The sequence below is a fragment of the Candidatus Centipeda massiliensis genome (assembly GCF_900290285.1).
GTDB lineage: Bacteria > Bacillota > Negativicutes > Selenomonadales > Selenomonadaceae > Centipeda > Centipeda massiliensis.
Map to the genome: position 1 here is coordinate 899048 of NZ_LT985754.1, position 18121 is coordinate 917168.

Sequence of the window (18121 nt, forward strand, 5' to 3'; positions counted from 1 at the left end):
ATGGAAGATCAGGCAGCGCGGCTGCGCCAAATGGTCGGCGCAGAGAGTACGCAGGGATCCGTCGCATCTGCACAGGCGGAGGCATGGTCGAACGTGCGTGTGATCGCGATTACGAGCGGCAAAGGGGGCGTCGGCAAGACAAACATTGCCGTCAACCTTGCGATTGCACTGCGCAAACGGGGGCAGCGCGTCCTCGTCATCGATGCGGATCTGGGCATGGCAAATGTGGATATTCTGCTTGGTGCCACCTCGCGAAAACATTTGCTTGATCTGATCCGTCCGGAGGTCAAGCTGGACGATGTCATCGTGGATACGCCGCATGGCATTCAATACATATCCGGCGGCTCCGGAATTGAAAAGGCACTCGAATACGATCAGGCAGAGAAAATACTTCTTCAGCAGAAACTGGCGGACTGCGCAACACGCGCCGACCTCATTCTGGTCGATACGGGCGCAGGGCTTGGGCGCAATGTCATGGACTTCATTCTTGCCGCAGACGAAGTACTGCTCGTAACGACACCGGAGCCGACCTCTCTTACCGATGCCTATGCGGTGATGAAGGCGTACAGCATCTATGCGGCACAGAAAAATCTCAGACTTATTATCAACCGTGTGTACGAAGTGAGGGAGTGCCGCGAGGTGGCGCAAAAGCTGCAGCGTGCCTCTGAGAAGTTTCTGCACATGCCGGTGGACTGCCTCGGGTATGTTTTCGAGGATACATCGGTCACAAAGGCGGTGCGTCGGCAGACCCCCCTGCTTAGAGCGGAGCCGAATACCGCAGCGGCACGCTGCATCGATGCACTGGCACAGACACTCATTACCGGAAATGAGATGCGGATCAAACGTGGGTGGAAAGGTTTTTTACAGCAAATTTTTAAGTTTTGATCATTGTCAAGGAGGAAAATTTAGATGGCGGGCGAATTGGTACAGGCAAGGGGTGTTTTAGCAATCGGTCAGAGGCTGGAAATATTCTTTGAAAACAGCGAGGAAGAAAATTCCGGCTATACGAGCAGGGTGGAGGACATCGTCGGAGATGAACTCGTCGTTGCTATGCCCTTGGACGAACGCCACGTTCCTGTTATCCCGCGCGTCGGAGAGAACCTTTATGTGCTTGCTGCAGGAGACGGCTGTCATTTTCGTTTTTTCAGCGTCCATCGCGGGCATGGCCGTCACGATAACATTCCTGTCCTGCGCATCTCCATTCCAGAAGTGGCGGAGCGCTATCAAAAACGTGGTTTCTTTCGACTCAAGGTGAATCTCACAGCAACGGTTCGTTTGATTGACTACATGGGAACGATTGCTGCTCCGAAACGTGTGCCTATTGTCGATATCAGCGGGAGCGGGCTTGCATTTGCGTGGTCCAGGCAAGTGCATCTCGATGAATTTGCTGCCCTTGAAATCAACGACATTCCTGGAATCGGGACGATCGAACTGATGACGAAGGTCATGCGATGCACCCGCATCGAACGCGAGGACGATGCACCAATCTATCATGTCGGCGTGCAGTTCCAAGGAATCTCACGCAGTATGCGCGATAAGATCGTTCGTTACCTGTTTCAGGTACAGCGAAGTCAGGTGGGGCGCGTGAAAGATGAGTGAGTCAGAAAAAAAGGCATTGACCATGCGGCGCCAGGGGGCACCCCGTACGCGGATGCGACTGGTTGTCATTGGCTCTTCCACCGGTGGGCCACAGGCTCTGCAGACCGTTATCACAGGGCTTTCCGAATGTTTTCCCTGCCCCGTGATCGTTGTGCAGCACATGCCGGCGGGATTTACCGGTGCGTTGGCGGCACGGCTGGATGGTGTTTCGAAGGTTCGCGTACGCGAGGCGCAGGATGGAAACGTTTTGGAAGCCGGCTGTGTCTATATCGCACCGGGCAACTACCACCTGCGTGTTCTGCACGATGCGGGTACGCGGCGCATTGCACTCAGCGATGAGCCGCCCGTTGGGAACCACCGCCCTGCAGTGAATGTGATGTATGACTCGGTTGCCCCTCTTGGAAAGGATGTCGTCGCTGTGATCCTTACGGGGATGGGCAGTGACGGGCGCGATGGGATGCGCAAGATCAAAGAAAACGGCGGCTACTGCATTGCGCAGGATGAAGCAACCTGCGTCGTCTACGGAATGCCCAAATCCGTGATTGAGGCAGGTCTGGCCGATGAGATATGCCCATTGCCGCAGATCGCAGAGGCGATTGAGGCGGCTGTGAGAAGATAGAAAATAGGGGGAATATCAATGGATAACCAGTATATGGACATGTTCCTGGATGAGTCGCATGAGCATCTGCAGTCGCTGAATGAAGGACTCCTGCGCCTTGAGGAGAACATGGAAGAAATCAGTGCGGTGAACGACATCTTCCGCAATGCGCATACACTCAAAGGCATGTCGGCAACGATGGGCTTTGCCAAGATTGCGGAACTTACGCATGAGATGGAGGACGTTCTGGATCTCGTCCGCAAGGAGCAGCTCAAGCTCAACGAGGACATCATGGACACGCTGTTCAAATGTCTGGACTCCCTTGAGCAGATGGTGGACAGCGTTGGCAACGGCGAGGCTGAGGATGTCGTCGATGTTTCGGATCTCGTAGCAAAGCTGAGCTCCATCTCCAAAGGAACGCCTGCGCCTGCTGCGGCAGCCCCCTCAGCAGCGGCACCGGCACCGACAGCAGATGGTGCTGCGGCTGCCAATATTGACCTCGATGACATTGACCTCGATGTCATGAAAAAGGCAAAAGAAGCCGGGATGCACTCCTTCCATGTCAAGGTTACGCTCATGGAGACCTGCGTCCTCAAGGCGGCGCGTTCCGTCATGGTCATGCAGGCATTGGATGAGGTCGGTGATGTCATCAAAAGCGTTCCTCCTGCTGAGGATCTTGAGCAGGAGAAGTTTGAGCGCAGCTTTGATGTGATCGTCGCCACAAGCAGCGATGCTAAGGCCGTCCAGAATGCCGTGGATACCGTCTCGGAAATCGAGGACATTGCGGTTGAGGAGATTGACCCGGACAAGGTCGGTAAGGAAGCAGCGGCGCCTGCTGCGGCACCTGCCGCCGCTCCAGCAGCGAAGCCGGCAGCAGCCCCTGCGAAGAAAGAGGCGGCCAAGCCCGCTGCAGCCCCGCCGAAGAAGCAGCATCAGAGTCAGAGTGTCCGCGTGGACATTGAAAAGCTTGACACGCTCATGAACCTCATGGGTGAGCTGGTTATCAACAAAGTTCGTCTGGAGCAGATCGGTCAGACACACCGTTTGAGCGACCTTATGGAAACGCTTGAACAGATGGATCGTGTGACGGGCGATTTGCAGAACATCGTCATGAAGGTGCGCATGGTTCCGGTCAGTGCCGTGTTCAACCGTTTCCCGCGCATGGTGCGCGACGTATCGAAGGAACTCGGCAAGGAAATCAACCTCACGATCGAGGGCGAGGAGACAGAGCTGGATCGTACCGTTATCGATGAGATCGGTGATCCGATCATGCACCTTCTGCGCAACTCGCTCGACCACGGTGTTGAGAGCCCCGAGAAGCGCGAGGCAAAGGGCAAGCCGCGCACCGGCGAGGTCGGTCTTATCGCGCGCCACGAGGGCAACAACGTTGTCATCATGATTACGGACGACGGTGCAGGCATTGATGCGAACAAGATCCGCCGCAAGGCAGTCGAGAAGGGCATGATCTCGCAGAGTGAGGCGGACAGCCTCGACGATGCGGATGCCGTTCGACTGATCTTCCTGCCGGGATTCTCGACGGCGGAGCAGATCACGGACATCTCCGGCCGCGGTGTCGGTATGGACGTTGTGCGCAGTAAGATCGAGGCGCTCTCGGGACATGTCGATGTGGAAACGCACATCGACGAGGGATCCATCTTCAAGATCAAGCTGCCGCTCACGCTTGCCATTATCCAGGCGATGCTTGTGCGCGTGCAGGAGGAGATGTACGCTATTCCGCTCACCTCCATTGACAGTACGATCAACATCGAGCCCACGGACATCCAGACCGTCCAGAACAAGGAGGTCATTGTCCTGCGCGGCGAGATCATTCCGATTATCCGCATGGAGGAGGCTCTGCAGGTTCCGCACACGAAGGACTCCGACGAGCATTTCGTTGTCGTCGTTCATGCGGGCGAGGCAAAGGCGGGCATCGTTGTCGACAATCTGATCGGGCAGCAGGAAATCGTTATCAAGACGCTCGGCAACCTCTTTGCCGGACTTAAACTCTTCGGCGGAGCAACCGTTCTTGGTGATGGCAGGGTTGCACTGATTCTTGATGTTGCAACGATGATTCAGCAGTAAAAGGGGAGGGCAAAGAAGATGGCAGATGATATGAATCAGGGAAATGCGCCGCAGAACTCGCAGTATGTGGCATTCAATCTTCGCGATGAAGAATACGGCGTCAGCATTCTGAACGTGCAGGAGATCCGCAACCTTACGGATATTACGCGCGTTCCGTTCGCGGCGGACTTCATCAAGGGCGTCATCAATCTGCGTGGCTCGGTTCTCCCCGTCATTGACCTCAAGCAGCGGCTCGGGCTCGCGGAGACACCGTATACCGACCGCACGCGCATCGTTACGGTTTCCGTCGAGGATGTCCATGTCGGCATGCTCGTCGATGCCGTGACCGAGGTGCTGAGTCTTGAGAATGCGCCCATCGATACAAAAAAGGCGATGAATGCGCGCGAGAGCAGCCGATTCCTCAGTGGAATCGGCAATATCAGGGGCAGACTCATCGTTCTCCTCAACCTCGAGGAGATCGTCGGACTTCCGAAGGATGCGAAATAACCCTGCTTCGCGATTAAGAGGTAATGTCAATGACCGTAGATGAGAATCTGACAGAACTGTCGGAGCTGCAGCTGGATGTACTCAAGGAGATCGGAAATGTCGGAGCGGGCAACTCCGCGACGGCGCTTTCCCGTCTCATTCAGCGGCGCATTGAAATGAATGTGCCCCATGTGGCATTGGTTCCAATCGAAGATGTCCCGGAATTTGTCGGCGGCCCGGAACTGGTGGTCGTCGGTATTTTCCTGCGCGTCTACGGAAAGGCACCGAGCAATATCCTGTTTCTCATCCCGCGGGAGAGTGCGTTTGCACTTGTTGATACACTTCTCGGGCGGGAACGCGGTGAGACGATCGAACTGGATAACATGGACGAATCAGCGCTTATGGAGATCGGCAATATTCTTGCCGGCTCCTACCTGAACGCATTCTATACGTTCACGGGCATGAGCATGCTGCCGTCCATTCCTGCACTCGCCGTGGATATGGCAGGTGCCATTCTCAATGTAGTTTTGGTTCAGCTTGGCGAGATGGGAGATCACGCGCTTCTCATCGAAACGAATTTCGTGGCAGAGGATCGGAGCATCAGCGGACATTTCTTCCTTGTACCGGATCCCGGGTCGCTCAGCACCATAATGAATGCGGTAGGAGTTGAATGATATGCCGGATTTGATAAAAGTCGGTATGGCCGACTACAAAGTCGGCACAGCTCCATCCACACTCATCAGCTATGGATTGGGCTCCTGTATCGGCCTTTCTCTCTATGATCCCACGGCAAAGGTGGGGGGACTCCTCCACTATATGCTGCCGGACAGCAAGCAGGCGCGTCCCTCGGATACGCCGGCAAAATTTATCGATACTGGATTTCCGCTGATGCTCGCGGATGTCCTGCGGCTAGGTGCATCGAAGTCCCGCCTTGTGGCAAAGATTGCAGGAGGTGCGCAGATGTTTGCGTTCTCCAATACGACGAGTGTCATGCGCGTCGGTGAGCGCAATGCGCAGGCGGCAAAGGCTCTTTTGGCGCAGCACGGGATTCGCCTCATTGCCGAGGATACGGGACTCAACTATGGGCGCACGGTGTCGATTGATCTGAACGATGGAACCTATACCGTTAAGACCGTGAGCAAGGGAGATAAAACGATATAGAGAGGAAGGTGAAATGTATGTTCAAACTCGGTATGACCTTGGTATTTTCCGTCATTGCTGCGCTTGTTGTATTCCTTACGGGGATGATTGCTGATGCGCGTGTGACGACAGCGCTTCTGCGCAGCCTGATCGCGTTTCTGTGTGCAGGAATATTCACCTATCTCGTTGTATTCATCCTAGAGGCAAAAGGCTGGGCGGTCTTTGACAAGATGCCCGAAGAGCGCATGCAGGATATGCAGGCACAGCTCTATGACCCAGAGGATATTGATTTCAGTGCAGTGGAAAACAGCGACAAGGCGGCAGAAGACTTTGCGTCTGCGTCCAGCTTCCAGCCCCTTTCGGAAGACGCATTCGTCCATCTGAAAAGCCCGTCGGAGCATCATACGGAGGAGAGCGGCGGCGTGGCAGCACCGGCTTGATCGGTGTAGGAAGACGATGGGGAGGAGATGAGAGGAATGCCTGAGCCGTCGACAGAGAATATCGAAGAACTCTGGCAGATGTACGCAACCGAGAAATCAGTCACTGTACGCAATCGTATTGCAGAATACTATCTTCCTCTTGTTCGCCTTGTCGCCGGCCGCATTGCGATCAGTCTGCCGCAGCACGTTGATCGCGAGGATCTTCTGAGCAGCGGCTTCTTTGGTCTATTGGATGCGATTGAGCGCTATGAGCTCGATCGCGGAAATAAATTTGAGACGTATGCCGGAGTGCGCGTACGGGGCGCCATGCTTGACCATCTGCGCGCGAAGGACTGGATTCCCGTCAGTGTGCGTCAGAACATCAAGAAGTACGAAAAGGCCGTTGCGCATCTTGAGGGGGAACTCGGGCGTACGGCAACCGACGAGGAACTTGCAGCCGAACTGGATCTCACGATTGATGGGCTGCACCATCTGGAGGGGCAGGTCAGCGCAGCAACGATCATTCCGCTGGAGGAATATCTGCGTACGGATTCTCCTGCGTCCATGGAAGATGGTCCTGTCGAGCATGCAGAGTGGACGGAGGTCAAGGAGACACTCGCCGCAGCGATTGAGAAACTTCCGGAAAAGGAACGCATCGTTGTCGGACTTTACTATTACGATGAAATGACGCTCAAGGAGATTGCAGCGATTCTGCATCTGTCCGAGGCACGCATCTCACAGCTGCACACGAAGGCCATCTTCCGTATGCGCGGCACGCTTGCCCGTATGAATGACGAGGAATGATGCACCCTATCTTCGTGCAAATAGTTGAAATAGAGGTGCAGTTTTGATAGATCGGGAGTGATATTGTGGAACGAACCATTGGAGGGTTGCGCGAGGGGTTTCAACTCGTCATCAAGGCGGATGGAAATTATCTCACCGTCTATCCGGAGGAACGCGGAGGTGCCGTTATTGAACTGTCCGTGCTGAGAAAGCGTCTTGAGGATGCAGAGGTTACGGATTACGACATCATTCAACTCGCCCGTCTTGTCCGTGCAGCGGACGGGGTTGAGACAAAATTGGAGCCGCGGACGGAGCAGGGGGAGGAGAATGCGGTCATTCCCTTTTCCATCGAGATCGCACGCGATGGGATGACGGCGGCCGTACGCTTCGACGAGAAGAAGGGGAACCTGCCGCCCGATATGACGGATGTGCTGGATGCGCTTGCCGCGAAAAAGGTCGTTCATGGCATTGACCGCGAGGCGATCGGGCGCGGTGTCGCGCGTCTGACGCCCTTTTTTGCTGCACGCGGTACGGAACCCATACCGGGAACGGATGCACGCATTGAACGAAATTTCGATATGGGGGTCAAGGGGCGCCCTGCCGTGCGTGCATTTGACCGCGTTGACTACAAGGATATGAACATCTTTATCCGTGCGCAGATCGGCGATGTGGTTGCCGTCCACATTCCGGAGACGGCAGGGACACCGGGGATCAATGTCTTTGGTGAGGAAGTTCCGGCAAAACCCGGAAAGCCCGTTTCCCTGCCGCAGGGGAAGAACACCAAGATCGTCAATGGACATGAACTTGTCGCTCTGATCGATGGACAGATTGTCGATGATGGAAAGAAGATCAGCATAGATCCGCATCTCGTCATTGATACCGGTGTCGATGTGGGAACGGGGAATGTGAATTTTGCCGGAAGCGTCGAGATCCATGGAGATGTGGAGAGCGGCTTTTCCGTCAAGGCGACAGGCGATATTGAGATCAAAGGCGTTGTTGGCGGCGCACAGGTGGAAGGGCGCAATGTGATCGTGCACGGCGGCATTCGCGGCATGAACATCGGAAAGATCCGCGCACTTGAGGATGTGAGCATCTCCTTTATCGAGAATGCAGACGTCGTCGCCGAGCGCGACATCTACGTCAATGATGTCGTTTTGCACGCGCAGATGCGTGCGGGGCATCACATCCGCGTCGAGGGGCGGCGCGGCATCATCACGGGGGGGAACATCGGTGCGGGAGAATCCATCCGCGCCAAGATTCTTGGCAATGCGTTCTACGTGCAGACAAATCTTCACGTCGGGGTAGATCCAAATCTGAAGCATCGCTATGAACAGCTGAAAAAGGAATGCGAAACGGCAGTCAAGCAGCTGACGGAAATTCGTCTCTCCCTGAATACCCTCAAAAAACAGCCGCTCATGAGTCTGTCCGAGCGGCGCAGGGAGCAGCTCGTTGAGATGACACATGCGCAATTCCCGCTTGCGATGAAGATCAAACGGATGCAGGAAGACCTCGCCCAGATGGATGAGGATCTCGAACAGATGAAGAACGGTGTGATTCTCGCCTCGGATACGATCTATCCCGGCGTTAATGCAACGATCAACGGAGTGAAGAAAACCATTGAGGGTGAGCTGCACAACGCGCGATTGCAGATGATCGATGGGGAGATTGCCGTAGGCATCTTTTAAGAGAGGCAGGTACCGCCATGAATGTTACGCCGATCAGCATGCAGATGATGTTTCCTCAGTCAAATGAAGCGGGAAACGTTCAGAGCAATATGCAGAACCAAGTCAATATCCAGCAGAACTTTGAAACCCTGCGTCAAAAAGAGGACGCGGAGCTTGCGCGCAAGCAGGTGCGTGCAAAGGAAGAGGCGAGCGAGGATGCGCGCGTGAAGGATGATCCGGAACGCGAGCGCAGGCAGGGGGGCGGCCGCGGCAGTCAGGGACGCAGGTCGCGCGGTGAGGATCACGGTGCTGAGCTCCTTCAGCGCCTTGCTGCCGACCCGAGCCGGGGCGTACATCTCGACATCAGTTTATAGGAACCACTGATAAGGGAGGCATCCTATTATTATTTCCATCACCGAAATTTTGGGCGCACTCATCATTCTCGGCGCTGTTCTTCTGCTCGTTGTCCGGTACATCATCCACCGCAGACAGCGCAGTGAGGAGGACGATGAGGATCTTGCCGCCTCCATTGAAAAACTGAAAAAAGAGCTGCAGCAATCCGCCGACACCATCATCAAGCGGCTGGGATCTCATGTGACCAAGCTTGAGGGGCTGCTGCGTGAGGCCGATGATCGTCGCGTGCGGCTGGAGACACGCGTGGCTGATGCGCAGCGTCTCGAATGGGCGCTGCGACAGCGTATTGAAGAACTCGAACGGCGGCTCAGCGACCTTGGACAGACCACGGCGCTTCCTCCCGCACGATCTGCACAGCGCGTGCAGCAGCCCATGCCTACGCCGCAGGTACAGGAGGCACGCCGTACCGATGGCGACGAATTCGCTGCCGTGCTGCACCAGTCCATTCTGCGGGAACAGGCGCGTGCCGCAGTCGAGCGCACGCCGCCGCCCCAGCCAGCGCCTGTGCCGCAGCCGGCAGCACCAAGAGCCGTGCCGCATGAGATCCCGCCTCCTCGTCCGGAGGTCGGGCATACCCCTTATACCGCACCTTCAGCACCCCTGCGACAGCCGCCTCCATCGCCCGTTGACGAAAGTGCGGAGGCACCCGTGCGCGAGGATGAGGCGCTCATCAAGGCGCGCGCCCTTTTGCGTGCCGGACGCAGTGTCGAGCAGGTGGCGCGCGAAACCAGCGTTGAGATCGGTGCACTGCGCCTGATGAAACAGATGACGCAAAGGGATTGACAAAAAGCAAAAATATCGCTATAATACCTGTTGTTCGGGACGTAGCTCAGCTTGGTAGAGCGCTTCCTTGGGGTGGAAGAGGTCGTGAGTTCAAATCTCGTCGTTCCGACCATTTCAGCAGTAGGAACCTCCGCGCAGCGTGCGCGGAGGTTTTTTGTGTAAGGAGGCGATGCTTGTGAATCTCATTGTAGACAACAGCGTTTTGCAAGTCCTCTTGCTTGCCGTCATGTTTCTCTCCATCATGGTCGAGATCAAGACGGGGGGACTTGGCGTGGGTGTCCTGCTCGGCATAGTCGCGGCTGCCGTCTTTTGGGGCAGCCAATATACGCGCGGGCTTGTGGAAATCTATCACATCGCGGTCTTTCTCGCAGGGGTTCTGCTGATTATCGTAGAGATTCTGCTGCCGACCGTCGGGCTCCTCGCGGGACTCGGTGTCGCGGCGATGCTCTACAGCATCGTGCTCGCACTGGGCGGGGACATCGGGGCGCTCGCCGCACTTGGCATTGCGCTCGTCCTTTCGATTATCTTCTTCCTGCTCATCGTTTCGCGTCTGCCGTCGAGCAAACTCTGGAACAAGGTTGTCCTGCAAAAGAGTTCGCGTACGGAGGAGGGCTACGTCAGCGCAGCAGAGCGGGCGGAACTTGTAGGGAAAACGGGCGAGGTGCTCACAGAACTGCGTCCTTCGGGAACGGCACGCATCGACGGCTGTCCCGTGGATGTGATCTCAGAGGGCGCCTTTATTCAAAAGGGAAAGAGTATTGTTGTCCTGTCCGTGAACGGCAGCCGCGTCGTCGTGCGCGAGTCCTGATGTTTTGCGGGAATAATCAAGGAGGTTCGTATGGGAGCACTGTTTGGAGGAGCATTCCTCGTTGTCATTGTTATTCTTGCCGTGTCGATTTTTCTGCACTTCGTCCCGCTCGGGCTGTGGATATCCGCGATCTCGGCCAATGTCTCGGTGAGCATCGTCTCGCTCATCGGGATGCGTCTGCGCCGCGTTCCGCCCGGGCGCATTGTGCTGCCGCTCATCAAGGCGAACAAGGCGGGGCTTGATGTGAGTGTCAATCAGCTGGAGGCACACTATCTTGCGGGCGGCAACGTGGACAAGGTCGTCGACGCGCTGATCGCCTCGCATCGGGCGCAGATTGCGCTGCCGTTTGAGCGTGCGGCGGCGATTGACCTTGCGGGACGTGACGTGCTGGATGCCGTTCAGATGAGCGTCAATCCGAAGGTCATTGAGACACCGATTGTCTCGGCGGTAGCGGCAAACGGCATCGAACTCAAGATCAAGGCGCGTGTCACGGTGCGCGCGAACATTGACCGTCTTGTCGGCGGCGCAGGGGAGCCGACCATCATTGCACGCGTCGGCGAGGGCATTGTCACGACGGTCGGTTCCTCGGAAAACCATAAAGATGTGCTTGCAAACCCCGACGACATCTCCAAGACGGTGCTGGGAAAAGGTCTTGATGCCGGAACGGCGTTTGAGATCCTCTCCATTGATATTGCGGACGTCGACGTCGGGCGCAACATTGGCGCGGAGCTGCAGACCGATCAGGCAGAGGCGGATAAGCGCATTGCACAGGCAAAGGCGGAGGAGCGCCGTGCCATGGCGGTTGCACGCGAGCAGGAGATGAAGGCGTATACGCAGGAGATGGAGGCCAAGGTGGTCGAGGCACAGTCCGAGGTGCCGCATGCCATGGCACAGGCGCTGCGTGAAGGAAAGCTCGGTGTCATGGACTACTATCAGCTGAACAACATCCAGTCCGACACCGACATGCGTCAGGCGATCAGTGCCTCGGGGAAGGTGGACGGAAAGCTGCCGACATCTCCCGCAAAGTGAGGGCTGCGGTATGGAATACCTCATTGTCATTGCCGTTGCCGTAGCGCTCGCTGTTTTTGATGATCGTGTGCGCGGCAGGAAGAAGGTACCGCCGCCGACCGTGCCGCAGGATATTCCACGTCCGAAGCGGCACACAGAGCGGAACGCGACCTTCGAGATTCCGCCGATGCGTGGGATTCCTGCGGATGTGAAGATCACTGTGGACGCGGAGGTGCTGCGTGCGCAGGAGCTGCGGGCAAAGTGGGAGGAAGCGCAGAAGGAAGCGCAGCGGGCAAAGCGCGCACGCGAGCGCGAGGAGCGCGCGGCTCGTCTTGCCGCAGAGGAGGCACAGGCCGCCGCGCTCGCCGCTCCACGCGGCTCTGCTCGTCAAACGGCTGATCTGCTGCCGCATCTCACGCCGGATACGATGAAGCAGGCGGTTGTGCTTGCCGAGGTGCTTGGAAAGCCGCGCGCGCTGCGCAGATTTCCGAGAAGATAGAAGAAGGGCTGCTGCACGAGGTTTTCCCTGGTGCAGCAGCTTCTTTTTGTGTGCGGACACGGCAGCGTGCTCATAGAATTCTTGACACTATAGAGAAAAAACATTAAAATGAATAGGAGTATTCTATAGGCTTTTCTACATGATAAAAGAGGAGGTGGCCGTTATTCTTACGGAATTACTAGCGGTAATTATTGCTGTTGCCGTCGGTGCCGCTGCGGGCTATGTTGCGCGCAAACGCACGGCGGAGGCTCAGATAGGATCAGCCGAGAACGAAGCAAAGCGCATTGTCGAGGAGGCCGAAAAGAAGGCGGAGACAAAGCAGAAGGAAGTTCTGCTGGAGGCGAAGGAGGAGATTCAGCGTCAGCGGCAGGATTTTGAGCGGGATACAAAGGAGCGCCGCAGTGAACTGCAGCGCCTGGAACGCCGTACGATTCAAAAGGAGGAAAATCTCGACCGCAAGCTTGAATCCATCGAGAAGAAGGAGGAGGGGCTTGCACGCAAGGAGGCGCGAATCGACAAGACACAGGCCGAGGTCACAGCACTCTACGAGAGCCAGAAGCAGGAACTCGAACGCGTGTCGGGTCTTTCGGCAGAGGAGGCGCGGACGATTCTCATGGCAGAGGCCGAGGACGAGCTGAAACATGAGAAGGCACGCAAGATCAAGGAGTACGTCCAGCAGACGAAGGACGAGGCGGACAAGGCGGCACGCGAGATTCTGAGTGTTGCGATCCAGCGCTGCGCCGCCGATCATGTGGCGGAGACGACGGTTTCGGTCGTGGCGCTGCCGAACGATGAGATGAAGGGGCGCATCATCGGGCGTGAGGGGCGCAATATCCGTACGCTCGAAACGCTGACGGGCATCGACCTCATCATTGACGATACGCCGGAGGCGGTCATCCTCTCCGGATTCGATCCCGTGCGCCGCGAGATTGCGCGCATCGCCCTCGAAAAGCTGATTCAGGACGGTCGCATCCACCCCGCACGCATTGAGGAGATGATCGAGAAGGCACGCCGTGAGGTCGATCAGCGCATCAAGGAGGCAGGCGAGCAGGCGACGTTCGAGACGGGGGTGCATGGCATCCATCCAGAGCTGGTACGCCTTCTCGGACGCATGCGCTACCGGACAAGCTACGGGCAGAATGTGCTTGCACACTCCATCGAGGTTGCGCATCTCGCGGGACTCATGGCGGCAGAGCTCGAGTGTGATGTCATGCTCGCCAAGCGCGGCGGCCTCCTGCATGACATTGGCAAGGCGGTCAGCCATGAGATCGAGGGACCGCATGTGACCGTTGGAGCAGAGCTTGCACGCAAATATCGTGAGTCCAAGGAAGTCATCAATATCATCGCCAGTCACCACGGTGACGAGGAGGCGACAACGATTGAGGCGGTGCTCGTCGCTGCGGCGGATGCCGTCTCAGCGGCACGTCCCGGGGCACGCCGTGAGAGTCTTGAATCCTACATCAAACGGCTCAAGGCACTTGAGGAGATCGCCGAGTCGTTCGAGGGCGTAGAACGCTGCTTTGCAATTCAGGCAGGGCGCGAGATCCGCGTGATGGTGAAGCCGGACAAGGTGGATGATGCGGGCGCAGCTGTGCTCGTGCATGACATCGTGAAAAAGATCGAGGGCGATCTTGAATATCCAGGGCAGATCAAGGCGACGGTCATTCGTGAAACGCGCGTTGTGGACTACGCCAAGTAAAGGAAGCACTGAAGAATTCAGCCGCGCCAATCTGAGGGGCTGTTTTATCAGCGATTCCGAAAGGCTGTGCCGTTGTGATGGATCACATAAGGGGGGCATCGCCCCCCTTTTCTAGGAATCCCTGCGCCGACAGAGATTCCGCAAGGAGGACGTATGCAGCAGCTGACATACATCGTTTCCGGCAGCGCCGACGCCCAGCGCAAGGCGGAGCAGGCGAAGGAAAAACTGGAGCATATTCCACACATTGAGTCCCTGCTGATTACGATTGCAGCACCGTGCGAGATGCCGGCAGAAAAGGCTCGTTCGATCCAGTGCGCCGTGCGGGAACTGTTTCCTGCGGCGCGCATCCTGGTGTATACCTGTGCCCTTAAAATGAGCGATATGCACCTCGATATCGATGGGATCATGCTGACCTTTTCGGCATTTGAGTCATCGCAGGTGGATTTTTTTGTTGTCAGTGGAAAAGATTCGGAAGCAAATGAGCAATTTGTAGACTTTATTGCGGCGCACCCAGATACGAAGGCCACGGCATTCTATGTGGTTGGTCTGATGGAAAAGATTGACGACCTGTTTAACGACATTTCCGTCATGGATGAGCGCATTCAGATCTTTGGCGCATTTGCCGATGCACCTGCCATGAATGCGTACGGTTATCTCATTGCGGATGGTATGGAGATGCGGTACGGTGTCCTTGCGGTTGTGTTCCGTGGGGAAAATCTGGAGGTGCTCGTCACACGCAATTTTGGCTGGAATATGCTTGGCCGTGAAATTGTCGCGACACGCGTCGAGGACTATACGATCAAGGAACTTGACGGGGACGCGCCGATTAAAATTTATGAACGCTATTTCGGCATCAAGGACGACGGCAATTTTGGTTCGGATGCGGCACTCTTCCCGCTTTGCTTTGAGGAGGAGGACGGCTCTGTTTCGGCACGTGTTCCTCTCCGGATCAAAGAGGGGACAGGGGAACTGGTCTTTGGACTTCCCATGCAGCAGGGGACAAAGTTTCGCCTTGCCTATGGTGACCCGTACGGCATTCTCTCGAAGGCGGCAGAGAATGTACGGGCGCTGTCGGCGTTCTCACCGCAGGCGATTTTTGGAGCTGCCTGCATCGGGCACTACCTCCTGCTCGGCGATGATGTTGTGTCGGAGATGACGCCGTGCACGGGCTTTCCGTCCTCCACGGCCTTTGTGTTCGGTGAGGTACGCCGCATAGGGAAACGGATCGCGACCGCGAATCTGAATGTCCTGCTTGTGGGGCTGAAGGAAGATCTGGGCTACGTCAAGAATACCCCTCTGCAGACGAAGCGTGTGGCGCATCTTTCCTATGACCGTAAGATGCTTGCGTTCATGTCGCACTTTATTCGCGTCTCGGAGGAGGAACTCTTTACGGCGAATCAGCGACTCACCCAGCTCGCGAGCCGTGACGCCTTGACGAATCTCCTGAACCGCCGCGCGATGGAGCGCCTTCTGAAGGCTGCGGTCACGCGCGCACAGGAAAATAAGACGCCACTCTCTGTCATCCTGATGGATATTGACCACTTCAAGGGGGTTAATGATACCTATGGGCATGATATGGGGGACAAGGTACTGCTGACGGTCGCCAATGCGATTTCACACACGATACGCGGATCGGATGCCGGCTGCCGCTGGGGTGGGGACGAGTTCTTCGTCATTTTGGAGGGCGCAACGCTCTCCGTTGCCGGCAGGGTAGGCGAGCGGATCCGCCGTACGGTGGAGTCTTCCGAGATGCCATTTGATCAGAATGTTACGGTGAGTATCGGTGTGGCAACCTTTGATGCGGAGAAGGACAACGAACTGCAGCTCTTTAAGAATGCCGACGAGGCGCTCTATCAGGCGAAAAAGGCAGGACGCAATGCGGTCTACGCACTCGGACTCGGGCGTGTGGAATCGTGTGAATGAAGGGGGGATCCGCTGTGTTTGATTTTCTGCGCAGGCGCTTGTTCGGACGCCCTGCGGGCTCCGGACGAAGTGAGCAGGCACGTCCTGGCGTACAGCTGCTTGCCTCCGTGCTCGTCTGCTTTCCGGAGATCGAGGCGGTTTCCTACGACCCCAGGCAGGAACTTTTAACGATGGATTTCGTTGTGCGCGATGCACTTCCTTTGGCAGAGATTGAGGCTTTTGCCGCACTGCTCGCCGAGAGCATTGCGACCTATCATGCGCTTGAGGGGAGCGTCGCAAGTGCGCTGGATTTCTCCTACGAGAAACACGAAGGGCTTACGATGCTGCATCTCGCGCGCCGGATGGACGAACTCTCCGAGCGCGAGCTGAGCCTCATTGCACAGCTTCTGACGGATCGCTTTGGGGAGAAGCTGCTCATCGATCAACATGGCGCGGATGTACTCGATGCGGAATTTCGTACGATCCAACACGAGACGCTTGAGCGGATGCTGATGGCGGTGCGCGAACTCCCGCTGCGGGATCGTCTCGTCGGTATTCGTGAGCGAGACCAGGTGGTTGTTTACAATCGATGAGGAATATGAGGAGGAAGTGCCGTGCGCATCATGTTGGTCGGTGACGTTGTCGGACGTGCGGGACGCCGTGCCTTTCGCACGATGACCCCGCGTCTGCGGGCAGAGCGCAAGATCGACGTTGTCATCGTCAACGGCGAGAATGCTGCCGGTGGAAAGGGGTTCACGCGCAAGGCACTCGACGAACTCTATGAGGGCGGTGCCGACATCGTGACCTCGGGCAATCATGTCTGGGACAAGAAGGATGTCTTTGCCTTTATTGACGATGAGCCATTTCTCGTGCGTCCCGCGAACTATCCGGAGGGGACGCCGGGGAGGGGATACTGCATCTTTCCGTTCAAGGCGGCGAACATTGCCGTACTCAATCTCTCGGGACGCTCCTTCATGCCGGCACTCGACTGCCCCTTTCAAAAGGCAGATGAAATGCTTGCGGAAATCGAGGGACAGGCGGATATCATTGTGCTGGATTTCCATGCGGAGACAACCTCGGAGAAGCTCGCCATGGGGCACTATCTGGATGGTCGTGCCGATATCGTCGTCGGTACGCATACGCACGTACAGACTGCAGACGCGCAGATTCTGCCCGGCGGTACGGCGTACATTACGGATCTCGGCATGGTAGGTCCGCACGACTCCATTCTGGGCGTGTGTACGGAGATTGTGATCCGGAAGTTCCGCACGGGAATGCCCGTCCGCTTTGAGATGGCGGAGGGGGCGGCGGACTATGCCGCCGTAATTGTGGACATTGATCCGGATGGACGGCGCACGGCAACGATGGAACGCGTTTTGCTGCGCGAAGAAGTCTAATCGAGGAGAGTGCTATGCCAAGCGATTTGCATATTCATACAACCTTTTCCGACGGAAAGGATACCCCGGAGGAGATTGTGGAGGCGGCAAAGGCGGCGGGACTTCGCTACATCGCCATTACCGATCACGATACGGTGGAGGGCGTTACGGCACTCTACGAAAGCGGGCACTACGCCTCAAGCACGCTCCGCATTATCCCCGGGGTCGGTTTCAGTGCGGGCGATGAGCAGCATGAAATCCATATTCTGGGCTATAACATTGATCTATATGATGCGGGACTGCAGGAAAAGCTTGAAGAGATCAGTGAGGCGCGCTGGGTGCGATTCACCGAGATTGTAGAGCGCCTTCGGGGACTCGGCTATGAGATCGGCGAGACGGAGGTGCTCACAGACGAGAGGTTCTGCAAGGCGGTCGGGCGTTCCCACGTGGCGCGTGTGATGGTCAGGAAGGGCTACTTTGATTCGACCCGCGCCTGCTTCGAGCAGCTCCTAAAGCGTGGCTGTCCCGCCTATGTACCGCATTTTCAGCTGAGCAGTGAGGAGCTGATTCAGCTCATCAAGGGAGCCGGCGGCATCCCCGTCCTCGCGAATCCCAAGGCACTTGGAGATGAAAAGCGCATTGCACGTCTGATTGCGCAGGGCATTGAGGGGATTGAGGCGTTTTACCCGACGTACGATCGTCAGGATACGCAGCATTATCTGGACGTTGCGCAGAAGGCGGGGCTTCTCGTCTCGGGAGGCTCGGACTATCGGGGGTTTGCCGGACGTGAGCCGGACGCCATCGGGAAGTTTACGATTGAAAATATCTATGCGGAAAATTTCTACCGCCCACCGCATTCCAGGTGAGTAATTGGTCGATGAA

General features: G+C 56.7%; 20 protein-coding genes and 1 tRNA gene. All 21 read left to right on the forward strand.

Annotated elements, in window-relative coordinates:
* The 21 genes from C8273_RS04440 (at nt 1) to C8273_RS04540 (ending at nt 18105) form a co-directional block, all read left to right on the forward strand.
* Nucleotides 1-885 carry a MinD/ParA family protein gene (locus C8273_RS04440; protein ID WP_106626561.1) on the forward strand — a complete coding sequence of 295 codons (885 nt, stop codon included), beginning with the start codon at nt 1-3 and terminating at the stop codon, nt 883-885.
* A gap of 24 nt (nt 886-909) precedes the next feature.
* Complete coding sequence (locus C8273_RS04445) at nt 910-1599, forward strand: flagellar brake protein (RefSeq protein ID WP_106626562.1); 690 nt, start codon at nt 910-912, stop codon at nt 1597-1599.
* A 52-nt stretch (nt 1600-1651) separates the two neighbouring features.
* Complete coding sequence (locus C8273_RS04450) at nt 1652-2218, forward strand: CheB methylesterase domain-containing protein (RefSeq protein ID WP_407695397.1); 567 nt, start codon at nt 1652-1654, stop codon at nt 2216-2218.
* A gap of 18 nt (nt 2219-2236) precedes the next feature.
* Nucleotides 2237-4279 (forward strand): chemotaxis protein CheA, encoded by a 2043-nt coding sequence (locus tag C8273_RS04455; RefSeq protein ID WP_106626564.1) that lies wholly within the window; start codon nt 2237-2239, stop codon nt 4277-4279.
* A gap of 18 nt (nt 4280-4297) precedes the next feature.
* Nucleotides 4298-4765 carry a chemotaxis protein CheW gene (locus C8273_RS04460; RefSeq protein WP_106626565.1) on the forward strand — a complete coding sequence of 156 codons (468 nt, stop codon included), beginning with the start codon at nt 4298-4300 and terminating at the stop codon, nt 4763-4765.
* Nucleotides 4766-4794: 29 nt separating this feature from the next.
* Complete coding sequence (locus C8273_RS04465; RefSeq protein ID WP_106626566.1) at nt 4795-5418, forward strand: chemotaxis protein CheC; 624 nt, start codon at nt 4795-4797, stop codon at nt 5416-5418.
* 1 nt (nt 5419) lies between these two features.
* A complete protein-coding gene (locus C8273_RS04470) occupies nt 5420-5905 on the forward strand; it encodes a chemotaxis protein CheD (protein ID WP_106626567.1) in 486 nt (161 codons plus the stop codon).
* A 17-nt stretch (nt 5906-5922) separates the two neighbouring features.
* Complete coding sequence (locus tag C8273_RS04475) at nt 5923-6324, forward strand: hypothetical protein (RefSeq protein WP_106626568.1); 402 nt, start codon at nt 5923-5925, stop codon at nt 6322-6324.
* A gap of 36 nt (nt 6325-6360) precedes the next feature.
* Nucleotides 6361-7107, forward strand: a complete 747-nt coding sequence (locus C8273_RS04480; RefSeq protein ID WP_106626569.1) for a FliA/WhiG family RNA polymerase sigma factor — start codon at nt 6361-6363, stop codon at nt 7105-7107.
* A 65-nt stretch (nt 7108-7172) separates the two neighbouring features.
* Nucleotides 7173-8771 carry a DUF342 domain-containing protein gene (locus C8273_RS04485; protein WP_106626570.1) on the forward strand — a complete coding sequence of 533 codons (1599 nt, stop codon included), beginning with the start codon at nt 7173-7175 and terminating at the stop codon, nt 8769-8771.
* A gap of 17 nt (nt 8772-8788) precedes the next feature.
* Nucleotides 8789-9124 carry a hypothetical protein gene (locus tag C8273_RS04490; RefSeq protein WP_106626571.1) on the forward strand — a complete coding sequence of 112 codons (336 nt, stop codon included), beginning with the start codon at nt 8789-8791 and terminating at the stop codon, nt 9122-9124.
* Between the two features lie 49 nt (nt 9125-9173).
* On the forward strand, nt 9174-9947 hold the full coding sequence (locus tag C8273_RS04495; protein ID WP_199820997.1) for a hypothetical protein: 774 nt from the start codon (nt 9174-9176) through the stop codon (nt 9945-9947).
* 35 nt (nt 9948-9982) lie between these two features.
* Nucleotides 9983-10059, forward strand: a tRNA-Pro gene (locus tag C8273_RS04500).
* Nucleotides 10060-10122: 63 nt separating this feature from the next.
* Nucleotides 10123-10755, forward strand: a complete 633-nt coding sequence (locus tag C8273_RS04505; RefSeq protein WP_106626839.1) for an NfeD family protein — start codon at nt 10123-10125, stop codon at nt 10753-10755.
* A gap of 30 nt (nt 10756-10785) precedes the next feature.
* A complete protein-coding gene (floA, locus tag C8273_RS04510; protein WP_106626572.1) occupies nt 10786-11784 on the forward strand; it encodes a flotillin-like protein FloA in 999 nt (332 codons plus the stop codon).
* 10 nt (nt 11785-11794) lie between these two features.
* On the forward strand, nt 11795-12262 hold the full coding sequence (locus C8273_RS04515; protein WP_106626573.1) for a hypothetical protein: 468 nt from the start codon (nt 11795-11797) through the stop codon (nt 12260-12262).
* A 139-nt stretch (nt 12263-12401) separates the two neighbouring features.
* On the forward strand, nt 12402-13961 hold the full coding sequence (gene rny / locus C8273_RS04520; RefSeq protein WP_106626574.1) for a ribonuclease Y: 1560 nt from the start codon (nt 12402-12404) through the stop codon (nt 13959-13961).
* A 153-nt stretch (nt 13962-14114) separates the two neighbouring features.
* Complete coding sequence (locus C8273_RS04525; protein ID WP_106626575.1) at nt 14115-15884, forward strand: sensor domain-containing diguanylate cyclase; 1770 nt, start codon at nt 14115-14117, stop codon at nt 15882-15884.
* A 14-nt stretch (nt 15885-15898) separates the two neighbouring features.
* Nucleotides 15899-16456: a hypothetical protein gene (locus C8273_RS04530; protein ID WP_199820999.1), complete on the forward strand. Its 558-nt coding sequence runs from the start codon at nt 15899-15901 to the stop codon at nt 16454-16456.
* A 21-nt stretch (nt 16457-16477) separates the two neighbouring features.
* Nucleotides 16478-17260 carry a TIGR00282 family metallophosphoesterase gene (locus tag C8273_RS04535; protein ID WP_106626576.1) on the forward strand — a complete coding sequence of 261 codons (783 nt, stop codon included), beginning with the start codon at nt 16478-16480 and terminating at the stop codon, nt 17258-17260.
* 14 nt (nt 17261-17274) lie between these two features.
* Entirely contained in the window at nt 17275-18105 is an 831-nt protein-coding gene (locus tag C8273_RS04540; RefSeq protein WP_106626577.1) for a PHP domain-containing protein, read from the forward strand.
* Nucleotides 18106-18121 lie beyond the last annotated feature (16 nt).